At 66.7% G+C, this 24,117-nt stretch carries 16 protein-coding genes and 4 tRNA genes; 14 read left to right on the top strand and 6 right to left on the bottom strand.

All coding sequences use genetic code 11. From position 1 onward, the window contains the following. Nucleotides 1–83 precede the first annotated feature (83 nt). From ACVMK0_RS07280 to phbB, 6 genes are all read left to right on the top strand, one after another. A complete protein-coding gene (locus tag ACVMK0_RS07280) occupies nucleotides 84–455 on the top strand; it encodes a response regulator transcription factor (RefSeq protein WP_250960136.1) in 372 nt (123 codons plus the stop codon). A 2-nt stretch (nucleotides 456–457) separates the two neighbouring features. Beyond that, nucleotides 458–2,686, top strand: coding sequence for a 3'-5' exonuclease (locus ACVMK0_RS07275; RefSeq protein ID WP_476463395.1), 2,229 nt, complete (start codon nucleotides 458–460; stop codon nucleotides 2,684–2,686). Then, nucleotides 2,667–3,518 (top strand): peptidoglycan editing factor PgeF, encoded by an 852-nt coding sequence (gene pgeF / locus ACVMK0_RS07270; protein WP_250960138.1) that lies wholly within the window; start codon nucleotides 2,667–2,669, stop codon nucleotides 3,516–3,518. The genes ACVMK0_RS07275 and pgeF overlap by 20 nt, the downstream gene beginning before the upstream one ends. Before the next feature lie 426 nt (nucleotides 3,519–3,944). Beyond that, nucleotides 3,945–5,732 carry a PHA/PHB synthase family protein gene (locus ACVMK0_RS07265; RefSeq protein ID WP_476463394.1) on the top strand — a complete coding sequence of 596 codons (1,788 nt, stop codon included), beginning with the start codon at nucleotides 3,945–3,947 and terminating at the stop codon, nucleotides 5,730–5,732. A gap of 41 nt (nucleotides 5,733–5,773) precedes the next feature. Further along, nucleotides 5,774–6,952: an acetyl-CoA C-acetyltransferase gene (locus ACVMK0_RS07260; protein ID WP_034112061.1), complete on the top strand. Its 1,179-nt coding sequence runs from the start codon at nucleotides 5,774–5,776 to the stop codon at nucleotides 6,950–6,952. 38 nt (nucleotides 6,953–6,990) lie between these two features. Then, the gene (phbB, locus tag ACVMK0_RS07255; RefSeq protein ID WP_034112064.1) at nucleotides 6,991–7,728 is read left to right on the top strand and encodes an acetoacetyl-CoA reductase; all 738 of its coding nucleotides are present in this window, start codon (nucleotides 6,991–6,993) and stop codon (nucleotides 7,726–7,728) included. 26 nt (nucleotides 7,729–7,754) lie between these two features. Here the strand turns inward: phbB and ACVMK0_RS07250 are convergent, their stop codons facing one another. The 5 genes from ACVMK0_RS07250 to hpnC are packed head-to-tail and all read right to left on the bottom strand — an operon-like array spanning nucleotide 7,755 to nucleotide 15,466. Further along, a complete protein-coding gene (locus tag ACVMK0_RS07250; RefSeq protein WP_476463393.1) occupies nucleotides 7,755–9,212 on the bottom strand; it encodes a hydroxysqualene dehydroxylase in 1,458 nt (485 codons plus the stop codon). Nucleotides 9,213–9,249: 37 nt separating this feature from the next. Next, nucleotides 9,250–10,116: a presqualene diphosphate synthase HpnD gene (gene hpnD / locus ACVMK0_RS07245; protein ID WP_476463392.1), complete on the bottom strand. Its 867-nt coding sequence runs from the start codon at nucleotides 10,114–10,116 to the stop codon at nucleotides 9,250–9,252. 53 nt (nucleotides 10,117–10,169) lie between these two features. Then, nucleotides 10,170–13,316, bottom strand: a complete 3,147-nt coding sequence (locus ACVMK0_RS07240; protein ID WP_476463391.1) for an efflux RND transporter permease subunit — start codon at nucleotides 13,314–13,316, stop codon at nucleotides 10,170–10,172. A 21-nt stretch (nucleotides 13,317–13,337) separates the two neighbouring features. Further along, a complete protein-coding gene (locus ACVMK0_RS07235; RefSeq protein WP_052468446.1) occupies nucleotides 13,338–14,546 on the bottom strand; it encodes an efflux RND transporter periplasmic adaptor subunit in 1,209 nt (402 codons plus the stop codon). After that, nucleotides 14,543–15,466: a squalene synthase HpnC gene (hpnC, locus tag ACVMK0_RS07230; protein WP_082027295.1), complete on the bottom strand. Its 924-nt coding sequence runs from the start codon at nucleotides 15,464–15,466 to the stop codon at nucleotides 14,543–14,545. Before hpnC ends, ACVMK0_RS07235 begins: the two co-directional genes overlap by 4 nt. Nucleotides 15,467–15,598: 132 nt before the next feature. On the opposite strand from hpnC, the gene ACVMK0_RS07225 reads away from it, so the two are divergent. From ACVMK0_RS07225 to ACVMK0_RS07190, 8 genes are all read left to right on the top strand, one after another. After that, nucleotides 15,599–15,685 (top strand) — tRNA-Leu (locus ACVMK0_RS07225). Between the two features lie 74 nt (nucleotides 15,686–15,759). Continuing rightward, the gene (gene tig, locus ACVMK0_RS07220) at nucleotides 15,760–17,070 is read left to right on the top strand and encodes a trigger factor (RefSeq protein WP_476463390.1); all 1,311 of its coding nucleotides are present in this window, start codon (nucleotides 15,760–15,762) and stop codon (nucleotides 17,068–17,070) included. 3 nt (nucleotides 17,071–17,073) lie between these two features. Next, complete coding sequence (clpP, locus tag ACVMK0_RS07215) at nucleotides 17,074–17,685, top strand: ATP-dependent Clp endopeptidase proteolytic subunit ClpP (RefSeq protein WP_045535942.1); 612 nt, start codon at nucleotides 17,074–17,076, stop codon at nucleotides 17,683–17,685. Between the two features lie 110 nt (nucleotides 17,686–17,795). After that, the gene (clpX, locus tag ACVMK0_RS07210) at nucleotides 17,796–19,067 is read left to right on the top strand and encodes an ATP-dependent Clp protease ATP-binding subunit ClpX (RefSeq protein WP_045535941.1); all 1,272 of its coding nucleotides are present in this window, start codon (nucleotides 17,796–17,798) and stop codon (nucleotides 19,065–19,067) included. Nucleotides 19,068–19,205: 138 nt separating this feature from the next. Then, on the top strand, nucleotides 19,206–21,647 hold the full coding sequence (gene lon / locus ACVMK0_RS07205; protein WP_476463389.1) for an endopeptidase La: 2,442 nt from the start codon (nucleotides 19,206–19,208) through the stop codon (nucleotides 21,645–21,647). Nucleotides 21,648–21,822: 175 nt separating this feature from the next. Further along, nucleotides 21,823–21,898: transfer RNA gene (locus ACVMK0_RS07200), tRNA-Gly, on the top strand. An 88-nt stretch (nucleotides 21,899–21,986) separates the two neighbouring features. Beyond that, nucleotides 21,987–22,060 (top strand) — tRNA-Cys (locus ACVMK0_RS07195). A 53-nt stretch (nucleotides 22,061–22,113) separates the two neighbouring features. Further along, nucleotides 22,114–22,189: transfer RNA gene (locus tag ACVMK0_RS07190), tRNA-Gly, on the top strand. Nucleotides 22,190–22,370: 181 nt separating this feature from the next. Here the strand turns inward: ACVMK0_RS07190 and ACVMK0_RS07185 are convergent. Beyond that, nucleotides 22,371–24,068, bottom strand: coding sequence for a LysM peptidoglycan-binding domain-containing protein (locus ACVMK0_RS07185; RefSeq protein WP_476463388.1), 1,698 nt, complete (start codon nucleotides 24,066–24,068; stop codon nucleotides 22,371–22,373). Between the last annotated feature and the right edge of the window lie 49 nt (nucleotides 24,069–24,117).

The raw sequence follows: 24,117 nt of genomic DNA, 5'->3' as shown, positions 1-24,117 counted from the left end.
GGGTGTGTGCAAAGCGCGCGCGTGCAAACCAACTGCAAAACCGCCCGTTTCGGCGGCACAATCGGCTTGAGGAGACTAAAACCATGGCGCACACCCTGTTGCTCGTCGACGATGAGCCCAACATTCTGATTTCACTCGAATTTCTGATGAAACGCGAGGGCTACCAGGTGCTGCTGGCGCGCGACGGCGTCGAGGCGCTGGAGCTGTTGGCGCAGCATCGGCCCGACCTGATTTTGCTCGACGTGATGATGCCGCGCAAAAACGGCTTCGAAGTCTGCCAAGAGCTGCGCGCCAACGACGCCTTCAAATCCATCCGCATCCTCATGCTCACCGCCAAGGGCCGCGACACCGACGTGGCCAAAGGGCTGGCGCTGGGGGCCGACGCCTACATGACCAAACCCTTTTCCACCCGCGAGCTGGTGGAAAAAGTGCGCTCCCTGCTGCCGGCGGCTTGACCATGGCCAGCCACAAACCGACCGACAAGCGCCTGTGGTGGCTGCTGGGCGTGGCAGCGGCCGTTTCGGTGCTCTGGCTGCTGTTTACGCTCTGGCTCATCGGCGCCAGCCTCGAGGCCGACGAGCGCGCCACGGTCTGGGCGCTGGTGGGCGAGCGCCTGCTGCTGGTCTGCCTGACTTGGGGCGCTGGCATGGGTGTGATCGCTTGGGGCCTCAAGCGCTGGTTCGAGCACTGGATCACGCCCTCGGTGCAGCTGGCCGAAGAAGCTCAGGTGCTGCTGCGCACCGACGTGGTGCGCGAGCTGCGCCCCAAGGGCAACATCGAGACCAAGGAGCTGGCCAAGCTGTTCAATCAACTGGTGGCGCAGCGCGAGGAGTTGCGCCACCAGATGCAGGCCAAGGTGCGCGCCGCCGCGCACGACATCGAACAGGAAAAATCGCGGCTGGCCGCGCTCATGTCCGAGCTCACCCAAAGCGTGGTGGTGTGCAACCTCGACGGCCGCATCCTGCTCTACAACCAGCGCGCCCGGATGCAGTTTCGCGCCCTCTCGCCCACACCGCAACTGGCCGGCGGCGCCGAGCTCATCGGCTTGGGGCGCTCGATCTACGCCGTGTTCGACCGCAAACTGGTGGCGCACGCGCTCGAGAGCGTGCAGCAGCGCCTGCAGCGCGGGGCCGCGCAGCCCACGGCGCAGTTCGTCACCAGCACCCGCGCCGGCCAGTTGCTGCGTGTGCAGATGACGCCGGTGCGCAGCGCCCCAGCCGATGATGCCGGGGCCGACGCCAGCGGCTTCTCGCCCAGCCAACTGGCGCAACCGCTGCGCTTGGCCGGTTTCGTGCTCATGCTCGACAACATCACGCGCGAGTTCGAGGCCGAGGCCGTGCGCGAGCGCCTGGTGCTGGGCCTGACCGAGGGCAGCCGCGCGGCGCTGGCCAATATGCGCGCGGCGGTGGAGATGCTCGACTACCCCGACCTCGAACCGGCGCTGCGCGAGCGCTTTCTGACCGTGGTGCGCGACGAGGTGCAAGCCTTAAGCGCGCGCGTGCAGCGCAGCAGCAGCGAGGCGGCCGCGGTCTTTCAGAGCCGCTGGCCGCTCGAAGACATGCTCGGCAGCGACTTGCTCAGCGCCGCCGGGCGGCGCATCGAAGAAACGCTGGGCATCGCGCTCAACCAGAGCGAGGCCGACCCGAACCTGTGGCTGCGCATCGAGAGCTTCTCGATCATGCAGGCGCTGCTGTTTTTGGCGGCGCGCCTGCGCGACGAATTCGCCATCCGCCACTTCAGCCTGCGCCTGCGCCCCTCGAGCCAAGGGGCCGACAAGGCCGAGCTGGACCTGATCTGGAGCGGCGCCACGCTGAGCACCGAGACCGTGATGAGCTGGGAGATCGACCCGATGCGCATCGGCGCCGAGGCCAGCGCGCTGTCGGTGCGCGAGGTGGTCGATCGCCATGGCGGCGCCTTCTGGCTGGAGCGCGACCGCGCCAGCAACCAAGCGTGGTTCAGGTTTTTGCTGCCCACCGCAGCGGCCCAAGAGCAGCTCGACGGCGCCAATTTCGTGCGCAGCGACAGCCGGCCCGAGTTCTACGATTTCGACCTCTTTCGCGTCAGCCCGCGCAGCCAGGCGCTCGACGACGTGCCGCTGGCCGATCTGTCGTTCACCGTGTTCGACACCGAAACCACCGGCCTCAACCCGGCCGAGGGCGACGAGATCATCCAGATCGGCGCGGTGCGCGTGCTCAACGGCAAGCTGCTCAGGCACGAATGCATAGACCAACTGGTGGACCCGCGGCGCGAGATACCACCGGCATCCATCCCCATCCACGGCATCAGCCCCGACATGGTGCTGGGCCAGCCCGACATTTTTGCCGTGCTGCCGGCCTTTCACGCCTTTGCCTACGACACCGTGCTGGTGGCGCACAACGCCGCCTTCGACATGCGCTTTTTGCAGCTCAAAGAGCAGCCTAGCGGGCTGGTGTTCGACCACCCGGTGCTCGATACGCTGCTGCTTTCGGCCGTGGTGCACCCGGGGCAAGACACGCACCGACTCGAGGCCATCGCCGAGCGCTTTGGCGTGACCGTGATCGGGCGCCACACCGCGCTGGGCGACGCCATCGTAACGGCCGAAATCTTTGTGCGCCTGCTCCCACTGCTGGCCGAAAAAGGCATTCACACCCTAGGCCAGGCGCGCGCGGCGGCGCAGCAAACCTTCTATGCGCGCATCAAGTACTGAAACGGTGGCGTCCGACACTTGGCCCCCAAGTTGGCAGACGGCCGATGCGCCTTGGCCGGCCGGCGTGCTGGCCGGCATCACCGAGCGCTCGGGCGGCGTGTCGGCCGCGCCGTGGGACCGCTTCAACCTAGGCGACCACGTGGGCGACGCGCCCGCGCACGTGCACGCCAACCGCCAGCGCCTGGCCGCTGCCATCGGCTTGCGCCCGGTGTTTATGCGCCAAGTGCACGGCAGCGCGGTGCTGCACCTGCAGCACGACACCCCAGATGGCCTCACGGCCGACGCCTGCTGGACCGAGCAGCCGGGCCTGGCCTGCACCGTGCTGGTGGCCGACTGCCTGCCGCTGCTGCTGGCCACGGCCGATGGCGCCAGCGTGGCGGCGGTGCATGCCGGCTGGCGCGGTTTGGCTGGTGGTGGGGCGGATGGGGCGCATGGGGCGCAAGGGCAGGGCGTGCTGGAGGCCCTGTGTGCAGCTTGGCCGGCGGCGCAGCACCCAGAGCAGCGCGCTCAGATCGTGGTCTGGCTGGGACCGTGCATCGGGCCGCAGCGCTTCGAGGTCGGGCCTGAGGTGCGGCAGGCTTTTGTGGCGCACGACCCGGCCGCCGCCGCCTGCTTTGCCCCCCTGCCGCAGACGCCCAAATACCTGGCCGACTTGCCCGCCTTGGCGCGCCAGCGCTTGGCCGCGCTGGGTTTTGAGCGCGTCGCTGGCAACGACGGCAGCGCCCCGTGGTGCACCGCCAGCCAGAGTTCACGGTTCTTTTCGCACCGGCGCGATGGGGCTGTGCTCGGCGCCAGTGGGCGCATGGCGGCCTGCATCGGCCTGCGGGCTTGAGTCTGGCTCAGGGCTTGGGTCTGTAGCGTCTTCAAGGCTTGGGTTAGGGCTGCTGGGCTCGGGCGGCGGGACTGCGCCAGGCTCAGTCTGGCGCGAGTCGGATGTGGATGTTGCAGAGGTTTCAGCCGCCGAGCGCGCTTTGCGCCGCAACTTGCCCGTCATCAGGTAAACCATGAGGGCCAATGGCAGCAAACCGTAAAAAAACAGCGTCATAATGGCTGCAAGCACAGAACCCGTGGGGCTCGTGGCCACCGAAGCCGCCATCAGCACCACCACATAGAGCCAGGCGATGACGATTACGTACAGAAACAACATGAAGATTCCGGAAGGGTTGGGGTTCGAGGCAGGCCTTGCAACGCCGACTGTAGCGCCAAGCGGCTTGGCACCTGCGCTCGCAGCCCAACGGATCGAATCCAGGAGCACCACATGAGCAACCCCCAAAACCCGTGGCTTCAAACCGCGCAGCAGTTGCAGCAGTCGGCACTGCAGTATTGGGGTCAGCTGCTGCAGGCCAGCCCGTCCGCCGCCACTCCGGTGCCTGGAGCGGCCCCGAATGCAACCCCCTTTGCAGCGCCTTTCGCCGCCCCCTTTGCCCCTGCGGGCGGGGTCGATCTGAGCGAAATGCTCGCCCAAGTGGCGGGGCACCCGGTGCAGATCGAACCCACACGGTTGCTGCAAATCCAGAGCGATTACCTCAAAGACCTGGCGCAACTCTGGAGCCAAGGCCTGCAGGTCAAACCGCCACAAGACAAACGCTTTGCCGCGCCCGCTTGGAGCAGCAACCCGCTGTCAGCCTACGCGGCCGCGGCCTACCAGCTCAACGCCCGCACCCTGATGGCGCTGGCCGATGCGGTGCAGGCCGACGCCAAAACGCGCGCGCGCATCCAGTTTGCGGTGTTGCAGTGGATCGAAGCCAGCGCTCCGAGCAACTTTCTGGCCTTCAACGCCGAGGCGCAGCAAAAAGCCCTCGAAACCCAAGGCGAGAGCCTGAGCAAGGGCATCCAGAACCTGCTGCACGACCTCGAGCAGGGCCACGTTTCGATGACCGACGAGAGCGCCTTTGAAGTCGGCAAAAACGTCGCCACCACCGAGGGCCAGGTGGTGTTTGAAAACGAGCTGTTTCAGCTCATCCAGTACAAGCCCCTGACCGCCAAGGTACACCAGCGCCCGTTCTTGCTGGTGCCACCGTGCATCAACAAGTACTACATCCTCGATCTGCAACCCGGCAACTCGCTGGTGCGCTATGCCGTGGAGCAGGGCATGAGCACCTTTGTGGTGAGCTGGTGCAACCCCGACGCGGCGCTGGCCCACAAGACTTGGGACGACTACATCGAGGCCGCGATCATCAAGGCCATCGAAGTGGTGCGCGAGATCACGCGCGCCGAGCAGATTAACGCGCTCGGCTTTTGCGTCGGTGGCACCATGCTGGGCACGGCGCTGGCGGTGCTGGCGGCGCGCGGCGAAAAGCCGGTGGCCAGCGCCACCTTCCTCACCGCCTTCCTCGACTTCACCGACACCGGCGTGCTCGATGTGTTCATCGACGAAAACTTTGTGCGCCTGCGCGAGCAGCAGTTTGCTCAAGGCGGCCTGCTGCCGGGGCGCGATCTGGCCACCACTTTTAGCTTCCTGCGCCCCACCGATCTGGTCTGGAACTACGTCGTGGGCAACTACCTCAAGGGCGAAACGCCGCCGCCCTTTGATCTGCTGTACTGGAACAGCGACAGCACCAACCTGCCCGGCCCCTATTACGCTTGGTACCTGCGCCACACCTACCTGCAAAACGAGCTTTGCAAGCCCAACGCACTCACCGTCTGCGGCCAGCCCGTCGATCTGGGGCGCATCGACATCCCGGTCTATATCTACGGCTCGCGCGAAGACCACATCGTGCCCATCGGCGGCGCCTACGCCAGCACCCAGCACCTGCCTGGCCCCAAGCGCTTCGTGATGGGGGCCTCGGGCCATATCGCCGGCGTCATCAACCCGGCCAGCAAGGGCAAGCGCAGCCACTGGGTGGGATCCACCGAGCACTTTCCGCCCCGGCTCGATGACTGGCTGGCCAGCGCCACCGAGCGCCCCGGCAGCTGGTGGACGGACTGGGCTGAGTGGCTCAAGGGCCACGCCGGTGAGCTGGTGGCCGCGCCCAAGGGCTACGGCAGCCGCAAATACAAAGCCATCGAGCCGGCTCCGGGCCGCTACGTCAAGGTCAAGGCCTGAGGCCCAAAATTTTTCACTTCAACTGCAACAGGAGAGCAAAAATGCAAGACATCGTCATCGTCGCCGCCGCCCGCACCGCCGTCGGCAAGTTTGGCGGCAGCTTGGCCAAAGTGAGTGCGCCCGAACTCGGCGCCGCCGTGATCAAGGGGCTGTTGCAGCGCACCGGCTTGGCCCCCGAGCAGGTCGGGGAAGTGATTTTGGGCCAGGTGCTGGCAGCGGGCGCGGGCCAAAATCCAGCGCGCCAAGCCATGATCAAAGCCGGTCTGGCCAAAGAAACCCCGGCCATGACCATCAACGCCGTCTGTGGCTCGGGCCTGAAGGCGGTGATGCTGGCGGCGCAAGCCATCGCCACCGGCGACAGCGAGATCGTGATCGCCGGCGGCCAAGAAAACATGAGCGCCAGCCCGCATCTGCTGCCCGCCAGCCGCGACGGCCAGCGCATGGGCGACTGGAAGCTGGTCGATTCGATGATCGTCGATGGCCTGTGGGACGTGTACAACCAGTACCACATGGGCATCACGGCCGAAAACGTGGCCAAGGCGCACGGCATCACGCGCGAGATGCAAGACGCGCTGGCCTTTGGCAGCCAGCAAAAAGCCGCTGCCGCCCAAGACGCCGGCAAGTTCAAGGACGAGATCGTGCCGGTGCTGATCCCGCAGAAAAAAGGCGATGCGCTGGTCTTTGACAGCGATGAATACCTGAATCGCAAGAGCAACCAAGAGGCGCTGGCCGGCCTGCGCCCGGCTTTCGACAAAGCGGGCACCGTCACCGCAGGCAACGCCTCGGGCATCAACGACGGCGCCGCCGCGGTGCTGGTGATGTCGGCGGCCAAGGCGGCGGCGCTGGGCCTGACGCCACTGGCCACCATCCGCAGCTACGCCACCACCGGGCTGGACCCGAGCGTGATGGGCATGGGGCCGGTGTCGGCTTCGCAAAAAGCGCTGGCGCGTGCCGGCTGGGGCGTGGGCGACGTCGATCTGTTCGAGCTCAACGAGGCCTTTGCGGCGCAGGCCTGCGCGGTCAACCTCGGGCTTGGGGTCGATGCGGCCAAGGTCAACGTCAATGGCGGCGCCATCGCCATCGGGCACCCGATCGGGGCCTCGGGCTGCCGCGTGCTGGTCACGCTGCTGCACGAAATGCAGCGCCGCGGCGCCAAAAAAGGCCTGGCCGCGCTGTGCATCGGCGGCGGCATGGGCGTGGCGCTCACCGTCGAGCGCTGAAACGCAATTTTTTTTCCACCCAAACAGAGGGACAACACATGAATCAAAAAATCGCATACGTCACTGGCGGCATGGGCGGCATCGGCACCGCGATCTGCCAGCGCTTGGCCAAGGCGGGCTTCAAGGTCATCGCCGGCTGCGGCCCCACGCGCGACCACCAAAAGTGGATCGACGAGCAAGCCGCGCTGGGCTACACCTTCTACGCCAGCGTGGGCAATGTGGGCGAGTGGGACTCCACCGTCGAGGCCTTCACCAAGGCCAAGGCCGAGCACGGCCCGATCGATGTGCTGGTCAACAACGCCGGCATCACGCGCGACCGCATGTTCCTGAAGATGACCAAAGAAGACTGGGACGCGGTGATCACCACCAACCTCACCTCCATGTTCAACGTCACCAAGCAGGTGGTGCCGGATATGGTCGAGCGCGGCTGGGGCCGCATCATCCAGATTTCGTCGGTCAACGGCGAGAAGGGCCAAGCCGGGCAGACCAACTACTCGGCCGCCAAGGCCGGGATGCACGGCTTCACCATGGCGCTGGCGCAAGAAGTGGCGGCCAAGGGCGTGACGGTCAACACCGTGAGCCCGGGCTACATCGGCACCGACATGGTGCGCGCCATCCGCCCCGACGTGCTGGAAAAGATCGTGGCCACGATTCCGGTCAAGCGCTTGGGCACGCCCGACGAGATCGGCTCCATCGTCACCTGGCTGGCGGGCGAAGACTCGGGCTTCACCACCGGCGCCGACTTCAGCTGCAACGGCGGCTTGCACATGGGTTGAGGTGGGGGCTGAGGCGCAGGCCGATTTCAGGCCGTGGTCGTACAGTGCTCGGCGGCTTCCAAGCCGCTGCGCACCGCGCCTTCCAGCGTAGCCGGGTAGGGGCCGTCGATGTAGTCGCCCGCTGCCCACAAGCCCGGTGCAATCGCTGCCGCTGGGCGCTGCAGGGCCGGCGTGCAGGCAAAGGTGGCGCGCTTTTCGATCACCGTCTGCCGCACCTGCTCCCCGTGCAACCCCAGCGCTGCGCGAGCTTGGGCCAGCACGGCGGCTTGCAGCGCGGCTTTGTCGGTGGTGCAGGCGCTGGCCACCAGGGCCAGTTCAGCCCACTCCGATTGTTCGCTGACGCGGGGTGCGCGCCCGGCTTGGGTTTGGTGCGCTTGGTCGCCGTGGGCGGGGTGCCTGCTGCCGCTGGTTTGGGCAGTCGCAACCGCTGCCGCCGGCGGCGTTTGCAGCCAATCGCGCCTAAACGCAAACTGCGCTGGGCTGTCGGGCCCGCTGCTGCGCAGCGCCAGCATCGGGTGTGAGCTCGGCCACGGTGTGCGCAGCCAGCCCGCCACATACACGGTGCCGATGGCGGTGTGAGCCAGCGCTGCTGCGGGTTCGATCCAATCCGCAGGGGCCTCTGGCAGACCGCGCAGCAAGCGCGCGGCTGCGGCTGCGGGGCAAGCCAGAATCAGGTTTTCGGCTTCGTACACGGCTCTGGCGCTGTGCACGCGCCAGCGGCCATCTGTGCTGCGTTCTAGGCCGGTGGCGCGCTGCCCTAGGTGCAGTTGCGCGCCGCGCTGCTTGAGCCAGCGCACGGCAGGCAGGGGCAGCAAATCGCCCAAGCAGGTGCGCGGCAACAGCAGCTGCGAAGCGCGCCAAGGCGCATGGCCGGCCCCGAGCAAGGCATCGCGCAGCACCGTCAAAAACACCTGGCCGCTGGCCTGCTGCGCCGGGGTGTTGAGCGCGGCCACACACAGCGGCTCGATCAGGTCGTGCCAGACCCGCGGCGGCAGGCTGGCGCACAGGTCGGCCACGCTCGCGCTCGGGGCGCAGGCAAAGCCGCGCCGGCGCCAGCCCGCCGCCGCTGCCAGCAGCGCCGCCCGGTCGCGCCAGCTCCAACCGCGCGCGCCGGCCATCGCCGCCAGGGTGTCGAGCGGGGCCGGCCAGCGCAGCGCCCAAGACGGTGTAGCCAGCCCGCTGCCGTCGGCAAAGCGCAGATCGAGCGGCATGGCGTGCAGATGCGTGCTCAAATCCACGCCCAAGCGCTGCATCAGGCCCAAGGTCTGGGTGTAAGCCCCGATCAGGATGTGCTGGCCGTTGTCCAGCGCCAGCGGCGGGGCCGGTGGTAAGTCTGTGCCAGACGCGCGCTCGAGCGCCCGCGCGCGCCCGCCCCACGCCCGCGCCGCCTCCAGCAGCGTCACCTCCAGCCCGCGCTCGCAGGCGCGCACCGCCGCTGCCAAGCCGGCCCAGCCGCCGCCGACGACGAGCACTCGCGCTGTCATGGCCTGTGGCACATGGGGTTGCGGTTGCTGCCTAGCCTCACAGCCGCCCCAGCGCCTGCACCTTCCAGGCCAGCCAAAATTTGGTCAAGGGCATCAGGCGCACGCGCTGCGTGAGCACGCGCAGCGGAGCGGTGGCGATCTGCTGCAGCAGCCGGCGGTAGATGCTGGCCATCATCAATCCGGGTTTTTGGGCGCGCCGGTCGGCGGCGGGCAGCAGCGCCAGCGCCTCGTCATAAACGCCGAGCGCGCGCGCTATCTGGAATTGCAGCAGCGCCGTGCAGCGGGCCTCAAAACCGGCTTCGGCCCCCTGGCCGCGCTTGAGCAGCTCGTGCGCCTTGACCTCGAAGCGCTGCAACTCATTGACCGGCAGGTAAATGCGCCCGCGCAGCGCGTCTTCGCCGACGTCGCGGATGATGTTGGTCAGCTGCAGCGCCAGCCCGAGCCGGTGCGCGTAGGCCGTGGTCTGGGCCGTGCTCTGGCCAAAAATGCGCGCCGCCACCTCGCCCACCACGCCCGCCACCAGGTGGCAATAGCGCTGCAGGCCGGGGTAGTCGAGGTAGCGCGACTGCTCCAAGTCCATCTGGCAGCCGTCGATGATCTGCAGCAGGTGCTCGGCCTCGATGCCGTAGGTGGCCAAGTGCGGTTGCAGCGCCTGCAGGGCTGGGTGTTCGGGCACGCCGTGGCTGGTGTCATAGCAGCGCGCCACCTGCAACCGCCACCAGTGCAGCTTGAGCTGCGCCACCGCCGGGTCGTGCACCTCATCGACCACGTCGTCGATTTCGCGGCAGTAGGCGTAAAAGGCGGTGATGGCGGCGCGCTGGGGCGGCGGCAAAAACAAAAAGGCGTAGTAAAAGCTGCTGCCCGAGGCGGCGGCTTTTTGCTGGGCGTAGGCTTGTGGCGTCATGGTCGGGCGGCTGGCTGTCGGGGGGTGGGGCGTGAGGCTGGCGGGGGCAGGCGCTAGGCTTGAGCCGGGCCAGCCGCGCCAGCCCGGCTCAAGGGCGAGTAGCGCATGAAGGCATGGTAGAGCAAGGGCACCACGAACAGCGTGAGCACGGTCGAAAACGCCAAGCCGTAAACGATGCTGGCCGCCACCGGCCCCCACAGCAGGCTCTCGCCGCCCAAGCCAAAGGCCAAGGAGGCCAGCCCGCCGATGGTGGTGCTGCTGGTGATGAGCACCGGCACCACGCGCCGCCGCGCCGCGTACAGCGTGGCGTGCAACACGCTCATGCCGGCGCGCAGCCGCTCGTTGGCGGCGTCGATCAGCACGATGGCCGAATTGACCGCGATGCCGCCCAGCGCGATCACGCCGTACAGGGTGAAGAGCGAGAGCGGATTGCCTGAAAGCGCCAGCCCAAAAGCCACCCCGGCAAAGGCCAGCGGCACCGCCACCAGCACCATCAGCGGCTGGAAGTAGCTGCGAAACTGCGCCGCCAAAATCAAGTAGATCAGGCCGATGCCGAACAGGAACAGCACCCCCATCGCGTCCAGGCTTTCTTCGATGTCTTCGAGCTCGCCGGTGAAGTCGAGGTCGACGCCCGGGTGCTGGGCGCGGATGCGCTCCCAGCCCGCCTTCACCTGCAGGTTGGCCTCGCGGGTGTCGGTGAGTTCGCGGTCCAGGTTGGCCTGCACGGTGATGGTGCGGCGCAGGTTGTAGTGCCGGATGGCCCCGCGCCCCGGCAACACCTGCACCTCGACCAAGGTGCCTAGGCGCGCGATCTGGCCGTTGGGCAGCGCCACCGGTTCGTTGAGCAGCGCGTCCGGGTCGGGTCGCAGCCCCAGCGCCGAGCTGCTGCGCACCTTGAGCTCGATGCGGTCGCCCTGCAAGCGGGTAAAGGCCACCGTTTCGCCGTCCACCGCCAGCCGCACCAGCCGCGTCACCTGCTGCGCATTGAGGCCGAGCTCGCGCATGGCCTCGTGGTTGAGGCGCAGTTGCAGCAGCGGCCGACCGGGCAGGTTGTCGTCTTGCACGTCTTGGGTGCCGGGGATGGCGCGCACCAGTTCTTTGATGGCTTCGGCGGCGCGTTGAATCTCGTCGAAATCGTCGCCGCGCACCCGGATGTTGATCGGCATTCCCGTGGGCGGGCCGCCGGTGAAGATGAAGAAGCTCTGCTCGCCCGGCGTGTCCATGCCCTCGATGTCGGCGCGCATCGCCTCGACCACCTCCTGCACCTCGCGTGCGTCGCCCGTGCGCGGGTTGAGCGAGACGAAAATCTGGCCGAAGTTGTCGCCATACACCGGCTCGGTGTCGGTGAACATCAGCCCCGCCGTGCTCGAGACCGAGCGCGCCTCGTGCCCCTCCTCGGCCGGCCCCACGCCTTGCAAGCGCGCGCGCACCGCCTGCTCGACCTGTTCGGTCACGGCCATGGTCTGCTCCAGCGTGGCGTTGGCGGGCATGTCCACGTTGACGTAGAAAGCGCGGATCGGGTCAAAGGCAAAGAACTGCACCCGCACCACCCCGACGGCGTACAGCAGCACCGCCAGCCCGATGATCGCCATGGCCAGCGCCGAAAAGCGCTTGGGGCGGCGCAGCACGAAAGCCAGCCACTGCGTGTAGCGCAGCCGCAGGCCGCGGTTGAAGGCGTTGCGCCAGCGCTGCACGCGCGAGGGCGGCCGCTCGAAGCGCCCGCTCACCAGTTGCACGTGCACCGGCAACATCCAGAACGCTTCGATGAGCGAGATCGCCAGCGCCAGCGTGACCACGAAGGGGATGATGAACATGAAGTCGCCCACGATGCCGGGCAGCAGCATCAGCGGCATAAAAGCGGCCATGGTGGTGGCCACCGAGGCCAGCACCGGCTTCCAGACTTCGCCGATGCCATCGAGGCTGGCTTGCAGGGCTTGTTGCCCGCGCTCCATGCGGTAGTAGATCGATTCGGCCACCACCACCGCGTCATCGACGAGCATGCCGAGCGCGATCACCACCCCCAGCAGCACCGAGATGTTGACCGTATAGCCCAGGGGCGCCAGCAGGGCAAAGGTGCCCATGAGCGAAAACGGAATGCCCAGCGCCACCAGCGCGCCGATGCGCGAGCCCAAAAACAGCCAGCACACCGCCAGCACCAGCAGCATGCCGTAGAGCGCGTTGGTCTGCATGATCGAGATGGCTTCGCGCGTGGGCACGGTCTGGTCGTCGCTCAGCTCCAGCCGCAGGCCGTAGAGCGCCAGCGTCGGGTTTTGCGCCGCGATGTAGGCGTTCACCCGGTCCACCAGCTCGAGGGTATTGGTGCCGGCGGTTTTGGTAAAGGGCATCGAAATCGCCGGCTGGCCGTTGACCGAGGCCAGTTGCGCGGCCAGGGCGCGGTCGCGTTCGATCCGCGCCACGTCGCCCAAGCGCACCGAGACACCGGGGCGGCCGGCAGCGGCCACCGGCAAGCTGGCGAGCTCGGAGGGGTCGAGCACCACCCCGCGCACGCTCACCGACCAGGCGCCGCCATCGGTCTTGAGGGTGCCGGCGGCGCTGTCGCGCCACCACAGGCGCAGCGCGTCGGCCACGTCGGTGGCCGTGAGCTGGTGCGCCGCCAGCGCCATCGGGTCGGGGCTGACGCGGATCACCGGGTCGCGCAGCCCCGAGGCAAAGACCTGGTCGATGCCGGTGATGCGCTCCATGTCGGACTGGATGCGGCGGGCGTTGAGGCGCAGCGTTTCGTCGTTGGCCAAGCCGATCAGTTGCACGGTGGCGGTCGGGAAGCCGCTCGAGGAGGTGATCTCCATCACGCGCGGGTCGTTGGCTTCGGGGGGCAGTTCGGCGGTGGCGGCGTTTTGAATCTCGCGCCGCAAATCGTTCATGCGCTGGCTGAACACGCGCGGGCTGATCTCGTGAAAACGCACCAAGATGCTGGAGACGGTTTCGCGCGAGGTCGAGGTGACGAAGCGCACATCCGAGACGCCGGCGATCGCGTCCTCGAGCGGGTTGGTGACCAGTTGCTCGATGTCTTCGGCGCTGGCGCCGGGCAGCGTGGTGGTGATGGTGACCCAGTTGAAGTTGATCTCTGGGTCTTGCTCGCGCGGCATGCTCAGGTAGCTGAGTAGGCCGATCAATATCACCACCACGAAGGCGATGTTGGCCAGCGGGTGGTTGGTGAGCAGGGAGCGAAAGAATTTCATGGGCTGCAGGCGGCGCGCGCTTTAGTTCAGGGCTTGGCCGTCGGTGAGCGCCGCTTGCCCACGCACCACCACCAGGGTGTCGGGTGGCAGTTGGGTGGCCACAGCGCGCCCTTCTTGTGCTCCGGGCAAGCCGATGAAGCGCGCTTGTTGGCCTTGGCGCACGAAGATGCCCAACGCATCGCCCCGGCGCACCATCAGGGCCGCCGGGATGTGGGGCTGTGGGTCGCGCCAGCGCAGCACGCCGCTGCTGCCCGGGGGGGCGGTGCCTGTGGCCGCACCTGGGTCGGTGCCGGGGGCGGCGGCCTCGGCCCAGCCTAGGCGCACGGTTTGGGTGCGGTTGGCGGCCTGCACGGTGGCGCTTACGCGCAGCAGGCGCAGCGGGTGCGTGAGTTCGCTGCCTTGGGGCTGGAACTGCCACGCCCCGGCGCGGCGCAAGCCCGGCACCTCGGCCGGCGGCACATGGGCTTGCACCTCGGCGGCACCGCTTTCGGCGAGCACGAACAGCGGTGTGCCGGGCGCGACCGTTTCGCCCACTTGCGCCGTGCGCTGCACCACGGTGCCGGCAAAGGGGGCCAGCACGCGGGTGCGCTCGAGCTGGCGCCGGGCGCTGCGCAGCTGCGCTTCGGCACTGGCCAGATCGGCCTGCTGCAGCGCGACCTCGGTTTCGCGCTGCGTCAGCGCTTCTTTGGAGAAAAAGCCTTGCGCCACCAGATCGCGGGCGCGTTGCAACTGCGCCAGCCCCAACTGCAAGCGTGACATGGCGGCGTCGCGCCCAGCTTGGGCGCGTTGCAGCGCCAGTTCGTGGTCGGTGGGGTCGATCTGCAGCAGCAGATCGCCGCGCCGCACCGTGGCGCCCACATCGGCGCCCCAGCTCAGCACCCGGCCGCCCACTTCGGCGCTCAGGCGCGACTCGTTGCGCGCCAGCACCGTGGCGGCGGCGCTGCGCTCGGGCTGCAGCCAGACGCTGTCGAGGCGCGCGGTTTGGACGCTGGTGGCAGCGGCGGTGGCGGCTTGGGTTTGGGGGTTTGTGTTTTGGCCTAGGGCGGAGCTGGCACTTAGAAGGCCAAACAAAAGGGCCGCAGCCAGCGGCAAGGCAGACAGCGTGGTTGCGGCAATGGGCAAGGCAGCCAGCGTGGGCAGGGTCGCCTGCATGCGCTGGGCGACTGGGGGGCGGGCAGGGGGCAGCGTGGCAGGCGTGGGCGACGCCGTCAGGCGCGGGCAGCGGTTCATGGGGCTTTTTCCTGATGAGGCGCAAAAGGCGGGGACGGGGGCAGGGCGGCTGCGGGCCGCCAGAGCGCGCGCCACAGCAGCAGCGGAGCATCGGGGGCGCGCAGGCGCGGCCGCTGGCACCAGGTGCGGCCGCCCAAGGTTTCGATTTTGTCCAAAATGCGCAACCCCCCCTGCACCACCAGGCGCAATTCCCAGCCCACGCGGCCGGGCAGACGCCACGCCAGCGGGGCGCCTTGGTGCATCAGAGCGCGGGCATGGGCGCACAGTTCCAGCAGCATGGCCTGTGCCTGCGGCTGTTCGCCGGCACTTGGGTGCAGGCTCTCCAATTCAACCCCGTGGCGCCGCAAGGCGGCCAAGGGCAAGTAGTGGCGCTGGCGCGGCAGGTCGAGGCTCAAATCCTGCCAAAAGTTGATCAGTTGCAGCGCGCTGCAGATGGCGTCGCTCTGCTGCAGCGAACGCTCGTCGCGCACGCCATAGAGGTGCAGCAGCAAGCGCCCCACCGGGTTGGCCGAGCGGCTGCAGTAGCCGAGCAGCTCGGGCAAGTCGGCGTACAGCTGGCCGCTGGCGGTGCGGCGCACGTCTTGCTCGAAGGCATCGAGCAGGTGCAGCAGCGACTCCAAGGGCAGCTGCCAGGCGTGCACCTGCTGCGCCAGCGCGGGCATGATGTGCGGCCAGCACTGGCCTGCAGCCGGCGTTGCATCCGGTGCAGCAGTTGCAACTGCGGCCAGAAATTCGGCGCGGTAAGCCTGCAAATCGAGTAGGCGCTGCGCTGCGCTGGCGTTGCCCTCATCAGCGATGTCGTCGGCGCAGCGCGCAAAGGCGTAGATGGCCCGCACCGGCGCACGCAAGGCAGGCGGACACAGCCACGATGCCACCGGAAAGTTTTCATAGTGCGCCACACCATGCACAGGGTTTACCATCGGATCGATTATGCCGCGCTTGGGTGCATGGCGTGTGTCGCTGGCTGGGTCGCGGGCAAAGCGCGGGCTGCCTTACAATCTCGGCTTTTCCCGCGCCCACCCAAGGACCTCCTTGCTACGGCGCGGTCAGGCGCGCGGGTGGCGAAATTGGTAGACGCACCAGGTTTAGGTCCTGACGGTGGCAACACTGTGGGGGTTCGAGTCCCCCCCCGCGCACCATTGAAACAAATAACCTCATCCCGAACACCGGGGGTCTTGGCCTTGCAGGCCGATCCCTCAATGGAGTAATCAGCATGGCAGTCACCGTCGAAACACTGGGCAAGCTCGAACGCAAGATCACGCTCGAGCTGTCGCTGGAGCAGATCAACCAGGAGGTGCAAAACCGCCTCAAGCGCATGCAGCGCCAGGTCAAGCTCGACGGCTTCAGGCCCGGCAAGGTGCCGCTGAGCGTGGTGCAAAAGCGCTACGGCGGTTCGGTGCACTACGAGGTGATGAACGACCAGCTCGGCCAAGCCTTCCAGTCCGCAGCCCAAGAAGCGCAGCTGCGCATCGCCGGCACCCCGAGCATCAGCGAAAAAGAAGGGGCGCCAGAAGGCGCGGTGGCTTTTGAGGCGGTGTTTGAGGTCTATCCAGAAGTCAAAATCGGCGACTTGAGCGCGGCCACGATCGAAAAATTCAGCGCCACGGTGGACGAGGCGGCCATCGAGCGCACGCTCGAGATCTTGCGCAAGCAGCGCCGCAGCTTTGTGGCCCGCGCCGCCGACGAGCCGGCGCAAGAAGGCGACCAGGTGCGCATCGACTTCGAAGGCAAGATCGACGGCGAGCCCTTCGAGGGCGGCAAGGCCGAGGGCTTCCAGTTCGTGCTCGGCGAAGGCCAGATGCTCAAAGAATTTGAAGAGGCCGTGCGCGGCATGCGCGTGGGCGAGTCCAAAACCTTCCCGCTCAACTTCCCAGCCGAGTACCACGGCAAAGACGTGGCCGGCAAGCAGGCCGATTTTCTGGTCACATTGCAGCAGCTTGATGCGGCGCAACTGCCGGCGGTGGACGACGAGCTGGCCAGTTCCCTCGGCGTGGCCGGCGGCAGCGTGGACGCGCTGCGCGCCGACATCCGCAAAAACCTCGAGCGCGAAGTCAAGTTCCGCTTGCAGATGCGCAACAAGACGGTGGTGATGGACGCGCTGGTGGCGCAGTCCGAGCTCGACGTGCCCAAATCCAGCGTGGCGGCCGAGGTCGAGCGCCTGATCGAGGGCGCGCGCGCCAACCTCAAAGAGCGCGGCGTCCAAGGTGCCGATCAGGCACCGATCCCGGCCGAGCTGTTCCAAGCCCAAGCCGAGCGCCGCGTGCGCCTGGGGCTGGTGGTGGCCGAGCTGGTCAACGCCAACCGCCTGCAAGCCACGCCGGAGCAGGTCGATGCCCACATCCAAGAGCTGGCCAGCTCCTACGAGAGCCCGGCCGACGTGGTGCGCTGGTACCAGAGCGACCGCCAGCGCTTGGCCGAAATCGAGGCGCTGGTGCTGGAGAACAACGTCACCGAGTTCGTGCTGGCGCGCGCGCAGGTGAGCGACAAAGCGATTGCTTTCGACGAACTGATGGGTAAGGGCTAAACCATGAGCGCACTTCACACACAAGCCTTGGGCATGGTGCCCATGGTGATCGAGCAGTCGGGCCGCGGCGAGCGCGCCTACGACATCTACTCGCGCCTGCTCAAGGAGCGCGTGGTGTTTCTGGTGGGTGAAGTCAACGACCACACGGCCAATCTGGTGGTGGCGCAGCTGCTGTTCCTCGAGAGCGAAAACCCGGACAAGGACATTTCGCTCTACATCAATTCACCCGGTGGCAGCGTGAGTGCAGGCATGTCGATTTTCGACACCATGAACTTCATCAAGCCCGAAGTGTCCACGCTGTGCGTGGGCATGGCCGCCAGCATGGGGGCTTTTTTGCTCGCGGCCGGGGCCAAGGGCAAGCGTTTTTCGCTGCCCAACTCGCGCGTCATGATCCACCAACCGCTGGGCGGCGCACGCGGCCAAGCGACCGACATCGAGATCCATGCGCGCGAGATCTTGCGCCTGCGCGCCGAGCTCAACCGCATCTTGGCCGAGCGCACCGGGCAGGCGCTAGAAAAAATCGAGCGCGACACCGAGCGCGACTACTTCATGTCCGCCACCGAAGCGGCCGAGTACGGTTTGATCGACAAAGTGATCGACAAACGCGGGTCTTGATAAGCCCTTCACGGCTGCCGCCTGCTTTGCAGCAGGGTGGCCGCGAAGGCGCTATGATGGTGCGCAACCCATCCTTTGATGCAACGAGAACCTAACCTAGGCGCGCCCCCATGCCCGAACGCAAAGGCCCCACCAGCCCGAAAAACCTGTTTTGCTCTTTTTGCGGCAAGAGCCAGCACGAGGTCAAGAAGCTCATTTCCGGCCCTTCGGTGTTCATCTGCGACGAGTGCATCGCGCTGTGTGCCGACATCATGCGCGACGAGCTGCCGCAGACTGCCATGGGCAAAGGCGGCTCTGGCGCCGACGCGCTGCCGACGCCGCTGCAAATCAAGCACCACCTCGATCAGTACGTGATCGGCCAAGAGGCGGCCAAAAAAACCTTGTCGGTGGCGGTGTACAACCACTACAAGCGCCTGCGCCACCGCGATCATTCGAGCAAAGACGACGTCGAGCTGGCCAAAAGCAACATCTTGCTCATCGGCCCCACCGGTTCGGGCAAAACGCTGCTGGCCGCCACCATGGCGCGCATGCTCAACGTGCCCTTCGTCATGGCCGACGCCACCACGCTCACCGAGGCCGGCTACGTGGGCGAGGACGTAGAAAACATCATCGCCAAACTGCTGCAAACCTGCAATTACGACCCAGAAAAAGCGCAGCGCGGCATCGTTTTCATCGACGAAATCGACAAGATCACGCGCAAATCCGAAAACCCCTCCATCACCCGCGATGTCTCGGGCGAAGGCGTGCAGCAGGCGCTGCTCAAGCTGGTCGAGGGCACGGTGGCCTCGGTGCCGCCGCAAGGCGGGCGCAAGCACCCGAATCAGGACATGATTCAGGTCGATACCTCCAACATTTTGTTCATCTGCGGCGGCGCCTTTTCGGGTTTGGAAAAGGTCATCGATGCGCGCACCGAAAGCGGGGGCATCGGCTTTGGCGCAACGGTCAAGAGCAAGCAGCAGCGCAGCCTGAGCGACGTCTTTGCCGAAGTCGAACCCGACGACTTGGTGCGCTTTGGCCTGATCCCCGAGCTGGTCGGGCGCTTGCCCGTGGTCACGGCGCTCGACGAGCTGGGCGAAGATGCCCTGATCGACATCCTGACCGAGCCCAAAAACGCCGTGGTCAAGCAGTTTGCGCAGCTGCTGCACATGGAGGGCGTGGAGCTCGAGGTGCGGCCGGCAGCGCTCAAGGCGATTGCGCGCCACGCCATGAAGCGCAAAACCGGTGCCCGTGGCCTGCGCTCCATACTCGAGCAGGCGCTGCTCCAGACCATGTTTGAACTCCCGAGCCTGAGCAACGTCGAAAAGGTGGTGGTCGATGAAACCACCATCGAAGACGGCAAACCGCCGCTGCTGGTCTATCGCGAGGCTGCGCGCCAGGCCTGAGCGTGCGCTTGGGCCGCAGCGCGCCCGCTGCGCGCGCGATCAATGGCGCGCGATCCGGCTTGGGTAAATTTGCTGCGACCGGCGCCTTGTTTCGCGCCTGCGCGCCCCCACATGGCAGCCATAGATTGAGGTACAAAGATGTCTGGACACCCCCCCCTGCCCAACGAGCCCCTGACGCTGCCGCTGTTGCCCTTGCGCGACGTGGTGGTGTTTCCGCACATGGTGATCCCGCTCTTCGTCGGCCGGCCCAAGAGCATCAAGGCGCTGGAAGCGGCGATGGAGTTCGATCGGCGCATCGTGCTGGTGGCGCAAAAAACCGCCACCAAAGACGACCCGACGCCGCAAGACCTGTTCGAAGTCGGCTGCGTGGCCAGCATCTTGCAGATGCTCAAGCTGCCCGACGGCACCGTCAAGGTGCTGGTCGAAGGGGTGCAGCGCGCGGCCGTGCAGAAGTTGCACGAGAGCGAGACGCACTTCGAGGCCGAGGTGCTGCCGGTCAGCGCCGAAGACGAATTCGCACAGGTCGATGCCACCGAACTCGAGGCGCTGCGCCGCGCGGTGATGCAGCAATTTGACCAATACGTCAAGCTCAACAAGAAAATCCCGTCCGAGATTCTCACCTCGATTGCCAGCATCGACCACCCCGGCCGGCTGGCCGACACCATCGCCGCGCACCTGCCCTTGCAGCTCGAGGCCAAGCAAAAGGTGCTCGACCTCAACCCCATCGTGGCGCGGCTCGACAACCTGTTTGACCAGCTCGAACGCGAGGTCGATATCCTCAACGTGGACAAGCGCATCCGCGGCCGCGTCAAGCGCCAGATGGAGAAAAACCAGCGCGACTTCTACCTCAACGAGCAGGTCAAGGCGATCCAAAAAGAGCTCGGTGAAGGCGAGGAGGGCGCCGACATCGAAGAGATCGACCGCAAGATCAAGGCCGCCAAAATGCCGCCCGAGGCGCGCAAAAAGGCCGAGGCCGAGCTCAAAAAACTCAAGCTGATGTCGCCCATGTCGGCCGAAGCCACGGTGGTGCGCAACTACATCGACGTGCTGAGCAACCTGCCGTGGAGCAAAAAAACCAAGATCAAGCACGATCTGGGCTTTGCCGACCAGGTGCTCAACGAAGACCACTACGGCCTCGACAAGGTCAAGGACCGCATCCTCGAGTACCTCGCGGTGCAGCAGCGGGTGGACAAGGTCAAGGCACCGATCCTGTGCCTGGTCGGGCCGCCGGGGGTGGGCAAGACCTCGCTCGGGCAGTCGGTGGCGCGCGCCACCGGGCGCAAGTACGTGCGCATGGCGCTGGGCGGGATGCGCGACGAGGCCGAAATCCGCGGCCACCGGCGCACCTACATCGGCGCGCTGCCGGGCAAGGTGCTGCAAAACCTGAGCAAGGTTGGCACCCGCAACCCATTGTTTTTGCTTGATGAGATCGATAAGCTCGGGATGGACTTCCGGGGCGACCCGTCGTCGGCGCTGCTCGAGGTGCTGGACCCGGAGCAAAACCACACCTTCAGCGACCACTACGTCGAAGTGGATTTCGACCTCTCCGACGTGATGTTCGTGGCCACCTCGAACACGCTCAACATCCCACCGGCGCTGCTGGACCGCATGGAGGTGATACGCCTGTCGGGATACACCGAGGACGAAAAAGCCCATATCGCGCTCAAGTACCTGCTGCCCAAGCAGCTCAAGAACAACGGCATCCGCGAGGGTGAACTCGATCTGAGCGAGGCGGCGGTGCGCGACGTGGTGCGCTACTACACCCGCGAGGCCGGCGTGCGCGCGCTTGAGCGCGAGCTGTCCAAAATCTGCCGCAAGGTGGTCAAGGGGCTGCTGCTCAAAAAATACACCGCTCCGGTGCAGGTCAACCCCGACAACCTCGCCGATTTTCTGGGGGTGCGCAAATACACCTTCGGCCGTGCCGAGCAGAACAACCAAGTCGGGCAGGTGGTCGGGCTGGCGTGGACCGAAGTCGGTGGCGATTTGCTCACCATCGAGGCCGCGCTCATGCCCGGCAAGGGCAACGTCACGCGCACCGGCCAGTTGGGCGAGGTGATGAAAGAGTCGGTCGAGGCCGCGCGCACGGTGGTGCGCAGCCGCGCGCGGGCGCTGGGCATCAAGACCGAAGCCTTCGAGAAGAACGACATCCACATCCACGTGCCCGACGGCGCCACGCCCAAAGACGGCCCCAGCGCCGGCGCGGCCATGACCACGGCCATCGTCTCGGCCCTGACCGGCATCCCGGTGCGCGCCGACGTGGCCATGACGGGCGAGATCACGCTGCGCGGCGAAGTGACCGAAATCGGCGGCCTCAAAGAAAAGCTGCTGGCGGCGCTGCGCGGCGGCATCAAAACGGTGCTGATCCCGCAAGCCAACCGCAAAGACCTGACCGAAATCCCCGACAACGTCAAAGAAGGGCTGGAGATCGTGCCGGTGCAGTGGATCGACCGTGTGCTGGAACTGGCGCTGGAGCGCCTGCCGTTGCCTTTGACGGCTGAGGATGAGGCGACGGCTGCGGCTGCGGCCACCACGGCGGCTGCGGTTGCCGACCCTGCGGGCGCGGTGACCCTGAAGCACTGAGGGCGGAGCCGGTTCAGGGTGGCGTGCGCGCTGCCCTTGGCCGGTGTTGCACCGCTGCCGGCCAGCGCTGCGGCCATTTTTGTGGCTGGCGTGTGTGTCGAGGGGCTGAATTTCGGTATAGAATAGCGGCTCTGTAGTCGGGCGGTGCCAGCGGTGCTGCAACAGGCTGCAAGATGCGGGAATAGCTCAGTTGGTAGAGCGCAACCTTGCCAAGGTTGAGGTCGCGAGTTCGAATCTCGTTTCCCGCTCCAATGGTTTTCGGTGGCAAACCTGCAGTTTGGTCTCGGGTTTGCCTGTGCGGTGCGGCGCTCAGCGCTTTGCCGGGTTTGCAAAAACAATGGCGCGGTAGCAAAGCGGTTATGCACCGGATTGCAAATCCGTGTAGGTCGGTTCGACTCCGGCCCGCGCCTCCAGCCTTACCAAGCGCTGGCCCTTGGGTCTCACGGCCCACAGCGGTTCAGTCGATGCGGGAATAGCTCAGTTGGTAGAGCGCAACCTTGCCAAGGTTGAGGTCGCGAGTTCGAATCTCGTTTCCCGCTCCATTCTTGCTTAACGCACAGCCACTTTGGATTGGTTGGTCTGCGCTTGCGCGCTGCGGACTGCAGTCGATGACGCCGCTGGGCGCTGCGCGGCTTGCTGCGCCGATCTGGGGGCGGCGGCGCGGTTAGATGGACTGCTGCTGCGGGCCGGGGCACTGGCGGCGCGGCTGGCGGCCGGGGCACGCTACTGGACGAGCAGAACCTGACCGGTGCGCAAGATGGCGTTGGGGCGCAGGTTGTTCCAGCTGCGCAGGTTGGCTACGCTCACGTTGTGGCGGCGCGCCAGCGCCGACAGTGTGTCGCCGGCGCGCACGGTGACGCGGCTGGCGGCCGGGGCACGCTGCTGGACGAGCAGAACCTGACCGGTGCGCAAGATGGCGTTGGGGCGCAGGTTGTTCCAGCTGCGCAGGTTGGCTACGCTCACGTTGTGGCGGCGCGCCAGCGCCGATAGGGTGTCGCCGGCGCGCACGGTGATGCGGCTTTGGCGGGTGCTGGGCGGCGCACCGGATGCGGAGCCGGTTTCGCGCCCGAGCAGAATCTGGCCACCGTCGGCGATGTGTTCGGGCACATCAGCGTTGTGGCTGTCTTGGCGCGGCACCAGCAGGGTGGTGCCGGCACGCAACTGGCTGGCGCGGCGCGGGATGTCGTTGACCTCGCGCAGACGGGCCTCGCTCAAATCGTGGCGCTGTGCGGCTTGGGCCACACTCATGCCTTCGGGCACGCGCCAGGCAGTCCAGGTGGCCCACGGGCCTTGGTGCGCGCGCAGGCGCTGTTGAAACAGCAGCGCGTTGTCCCACGGCAGCAAGATGGTGGGGGTGCCCGCAGCCATGATCAGCGGTTTGTCGTGCGCCGGGTTGAGTTGGCGAAAGTTTTCGATGCTCACCTCGGCCAGCTCGGCCACCAGCGCCACGTCGATGTCGCGCTCGAGCGTGACGCTGTCGAAGAAGGGGTGGTTACCTATGGTGGGCAGAGCGATGCCCAAGCGCTGCGGATCGCGGATCAGGTTTTCGATGGCTTGCAACTTTGGCACGTAGTTGCGCGTTTCGTTGGGCATGCGCAGGTCGAGGAAGCCGGTGCCCAAGCCAGCGGCGCGGTTGGCGCGGATGGCGCGCTGCACGTTGCCGTTGCCCCAGTTGTAGGCCGCCAGCGCCAGCTGCCAGTCGCCAAACATGCGGTGCAAGCGCTCGAGGTAGTCGAGCGCGGCGTTGGTAGAGGCGAGCACGTCGCGCCGGTCGTCGCGAAAGGCGTTTTGCATCAGGTCGAAGGAGCGCCCGGTGGCGGGCATGAACTGCCATAGCCCGGCGGCCTTGACTGGCGAGACCGCCTGTGGGTTGAAGGCGCTCTCGATGAAGGGCACGAGCGCGACTTCCATCGGCAGACCACGGCGCTCGACTTCTTCGACGATGTGAAACAGGTATTTGCTGCTGCGTAAAACCATGCGCTCGAGGTTTTGCGGCCGGCTCGCGTGCCACTGCTCGTGCTGGCGCACGAGGTCGGTTTCGAGGTCGGGCATGGCAAAGCTGCGCCGCATGCGCTCCCACAGGTCGCGCGGGGCTTCCAGCGAGGCCACCGCCACGGTGGTGCTGGAGGCGTTGCTGCTGCCCAGTGCCAGCAAAGGGCCGCTGGGAATGATCGGGCGCAAACCGAGGCTGCCGCCCGATTGGGCCAAGCCCAGCGGGGGGGGGTGATCGGCCGCGCCTTGAAGCATGGCGGCGGTGCTGAACGGGGCGGTGCCGAATGGGGCCGCGTGGGCGGGCTGGATGGTGTTTTGGCCGCTGCCAGTGCCGCCAGGGGCGGCGCAGGCACCGAGCACCAGGGCGGCTGCCAGCGGCAGCACGAGGCGCAGGGTGCGGCGGGCTATGTTTTGGGTAATGGTTGTCATCAGCTGGGTATCTGTCGCAAATTGTGGCGATTATCGGGCTTGTTGCAAA

It is taken from the genome of Serpentinimonas sp. SSL01, assembly GCF_056323735.1.
This window is presented reverse-complemented; position numbering and strand designations above follow the sequence as displayed.

Coding starts and splice junctions, on each gene's coding strand:
- tig (WP_476463390.1), top strand. CDS start 15,760: ATGGCAGTCACCGTCGAAACACTGGGCAAGCTCGAACGCAAGATCACG.
- ACVMK0_RS07250 (WP_476463393.1), bottom strand. CDS start 9,212: ATGACAGCGCGAGTGCTCGTCGTCGGCGGCGGCTGGGCCGGCTTGGCA.
- clpP (WP_045535942.1), top strand. CDS start 17,074: ATGAGCGCACTTCACACACAAGCCTTGGGCATGGTGCCCATGGTGATC.
- ACVMK0_RS07240 (WP_476463391.1), bottom strand. CDS start 13,316: ATGAAATTCTTTCGCTCCCTGCTCACCAACCACCCGCTGGCCAACATC.
- ACVMK0_RS07280 (WP_250960136.1), top strand. CDS start 84: ATGGCGCACACCCTGTTGCTCGTCGACGATGAGCCCAACATTCTGATT.
- hpnD (WP_476463392.1), bottom strand. CDS start 10,116: ATGACGCCACAAGCCTACGCCCAGCAAAAAGCCGCCGCCTCGGGCAGC.
- phbB (WP_034112064.1), top strand. CDS start 6,991: ATGAATCAAAAAATCGCATACGTCACTGGCGGCATGGGCGGCATCGGC.
- ACVMK0_RS07260 (WP_034112061.1), top strand. CDS start 5,774: ATGCAAGACATCGTCATCGTCGCCGCCGCCCGCACCGCCGTCGGCAAG.
- clpX (WP_045535941.1), top strand. CDS start 17,796: ATGCCCGAACGCAAAGGCCCCACCAGCCCGAAAAACCTGTTTTGCTCT.
- lon (WP_476463389.1), top strand. CDS start 19,206: ATGTCTGGACACCCCCCCCTGCCCAACGAGCCCCTGACGCTGCCGCTG.
- pgeF (WP_250960138.1), top strand. CDS start 2,667: ATGCGCGCATCAAGTACTGAAACGGTGGCGTCCGACACTTGGCCCCCA.
- ACVMK0_RS07265 (WP_476463394.1), top strand. CDS start 3,945: ATGAGCAACCCCCAAAACCCGTGGCTTCAAACCGCGCAGCAGTTGCAG.
- ACVMK0_RS07185 (WP_476463388.1), bottom strand. CDS start 24,068: ATGACAACCATTACCCAAAACATAGCCCGCCGCACCCTGCGCCTCGTG.
- ACVMK0_RS07275 (WP_476463395.1), top strand. CDS start 458: ATGGCCAGCCACAAACCGACCGACAAGCGCCTGTGGTGGCTGCTGGGC.
- ACVMK0_RS07235 (WP_052468446.1), bottom strand. CDS start 14,546: ATGAACCGCTGCCCGCGCCTGACGGCGTCGCCCACGCCTGCCACGCTG.
- hpnC (WP_082027295.1), bottom strand. CDS start 15,466: ATGGTAAACCCTGTGCATGGTGTGGCGCACTATGAAAACTTTCCGGTG.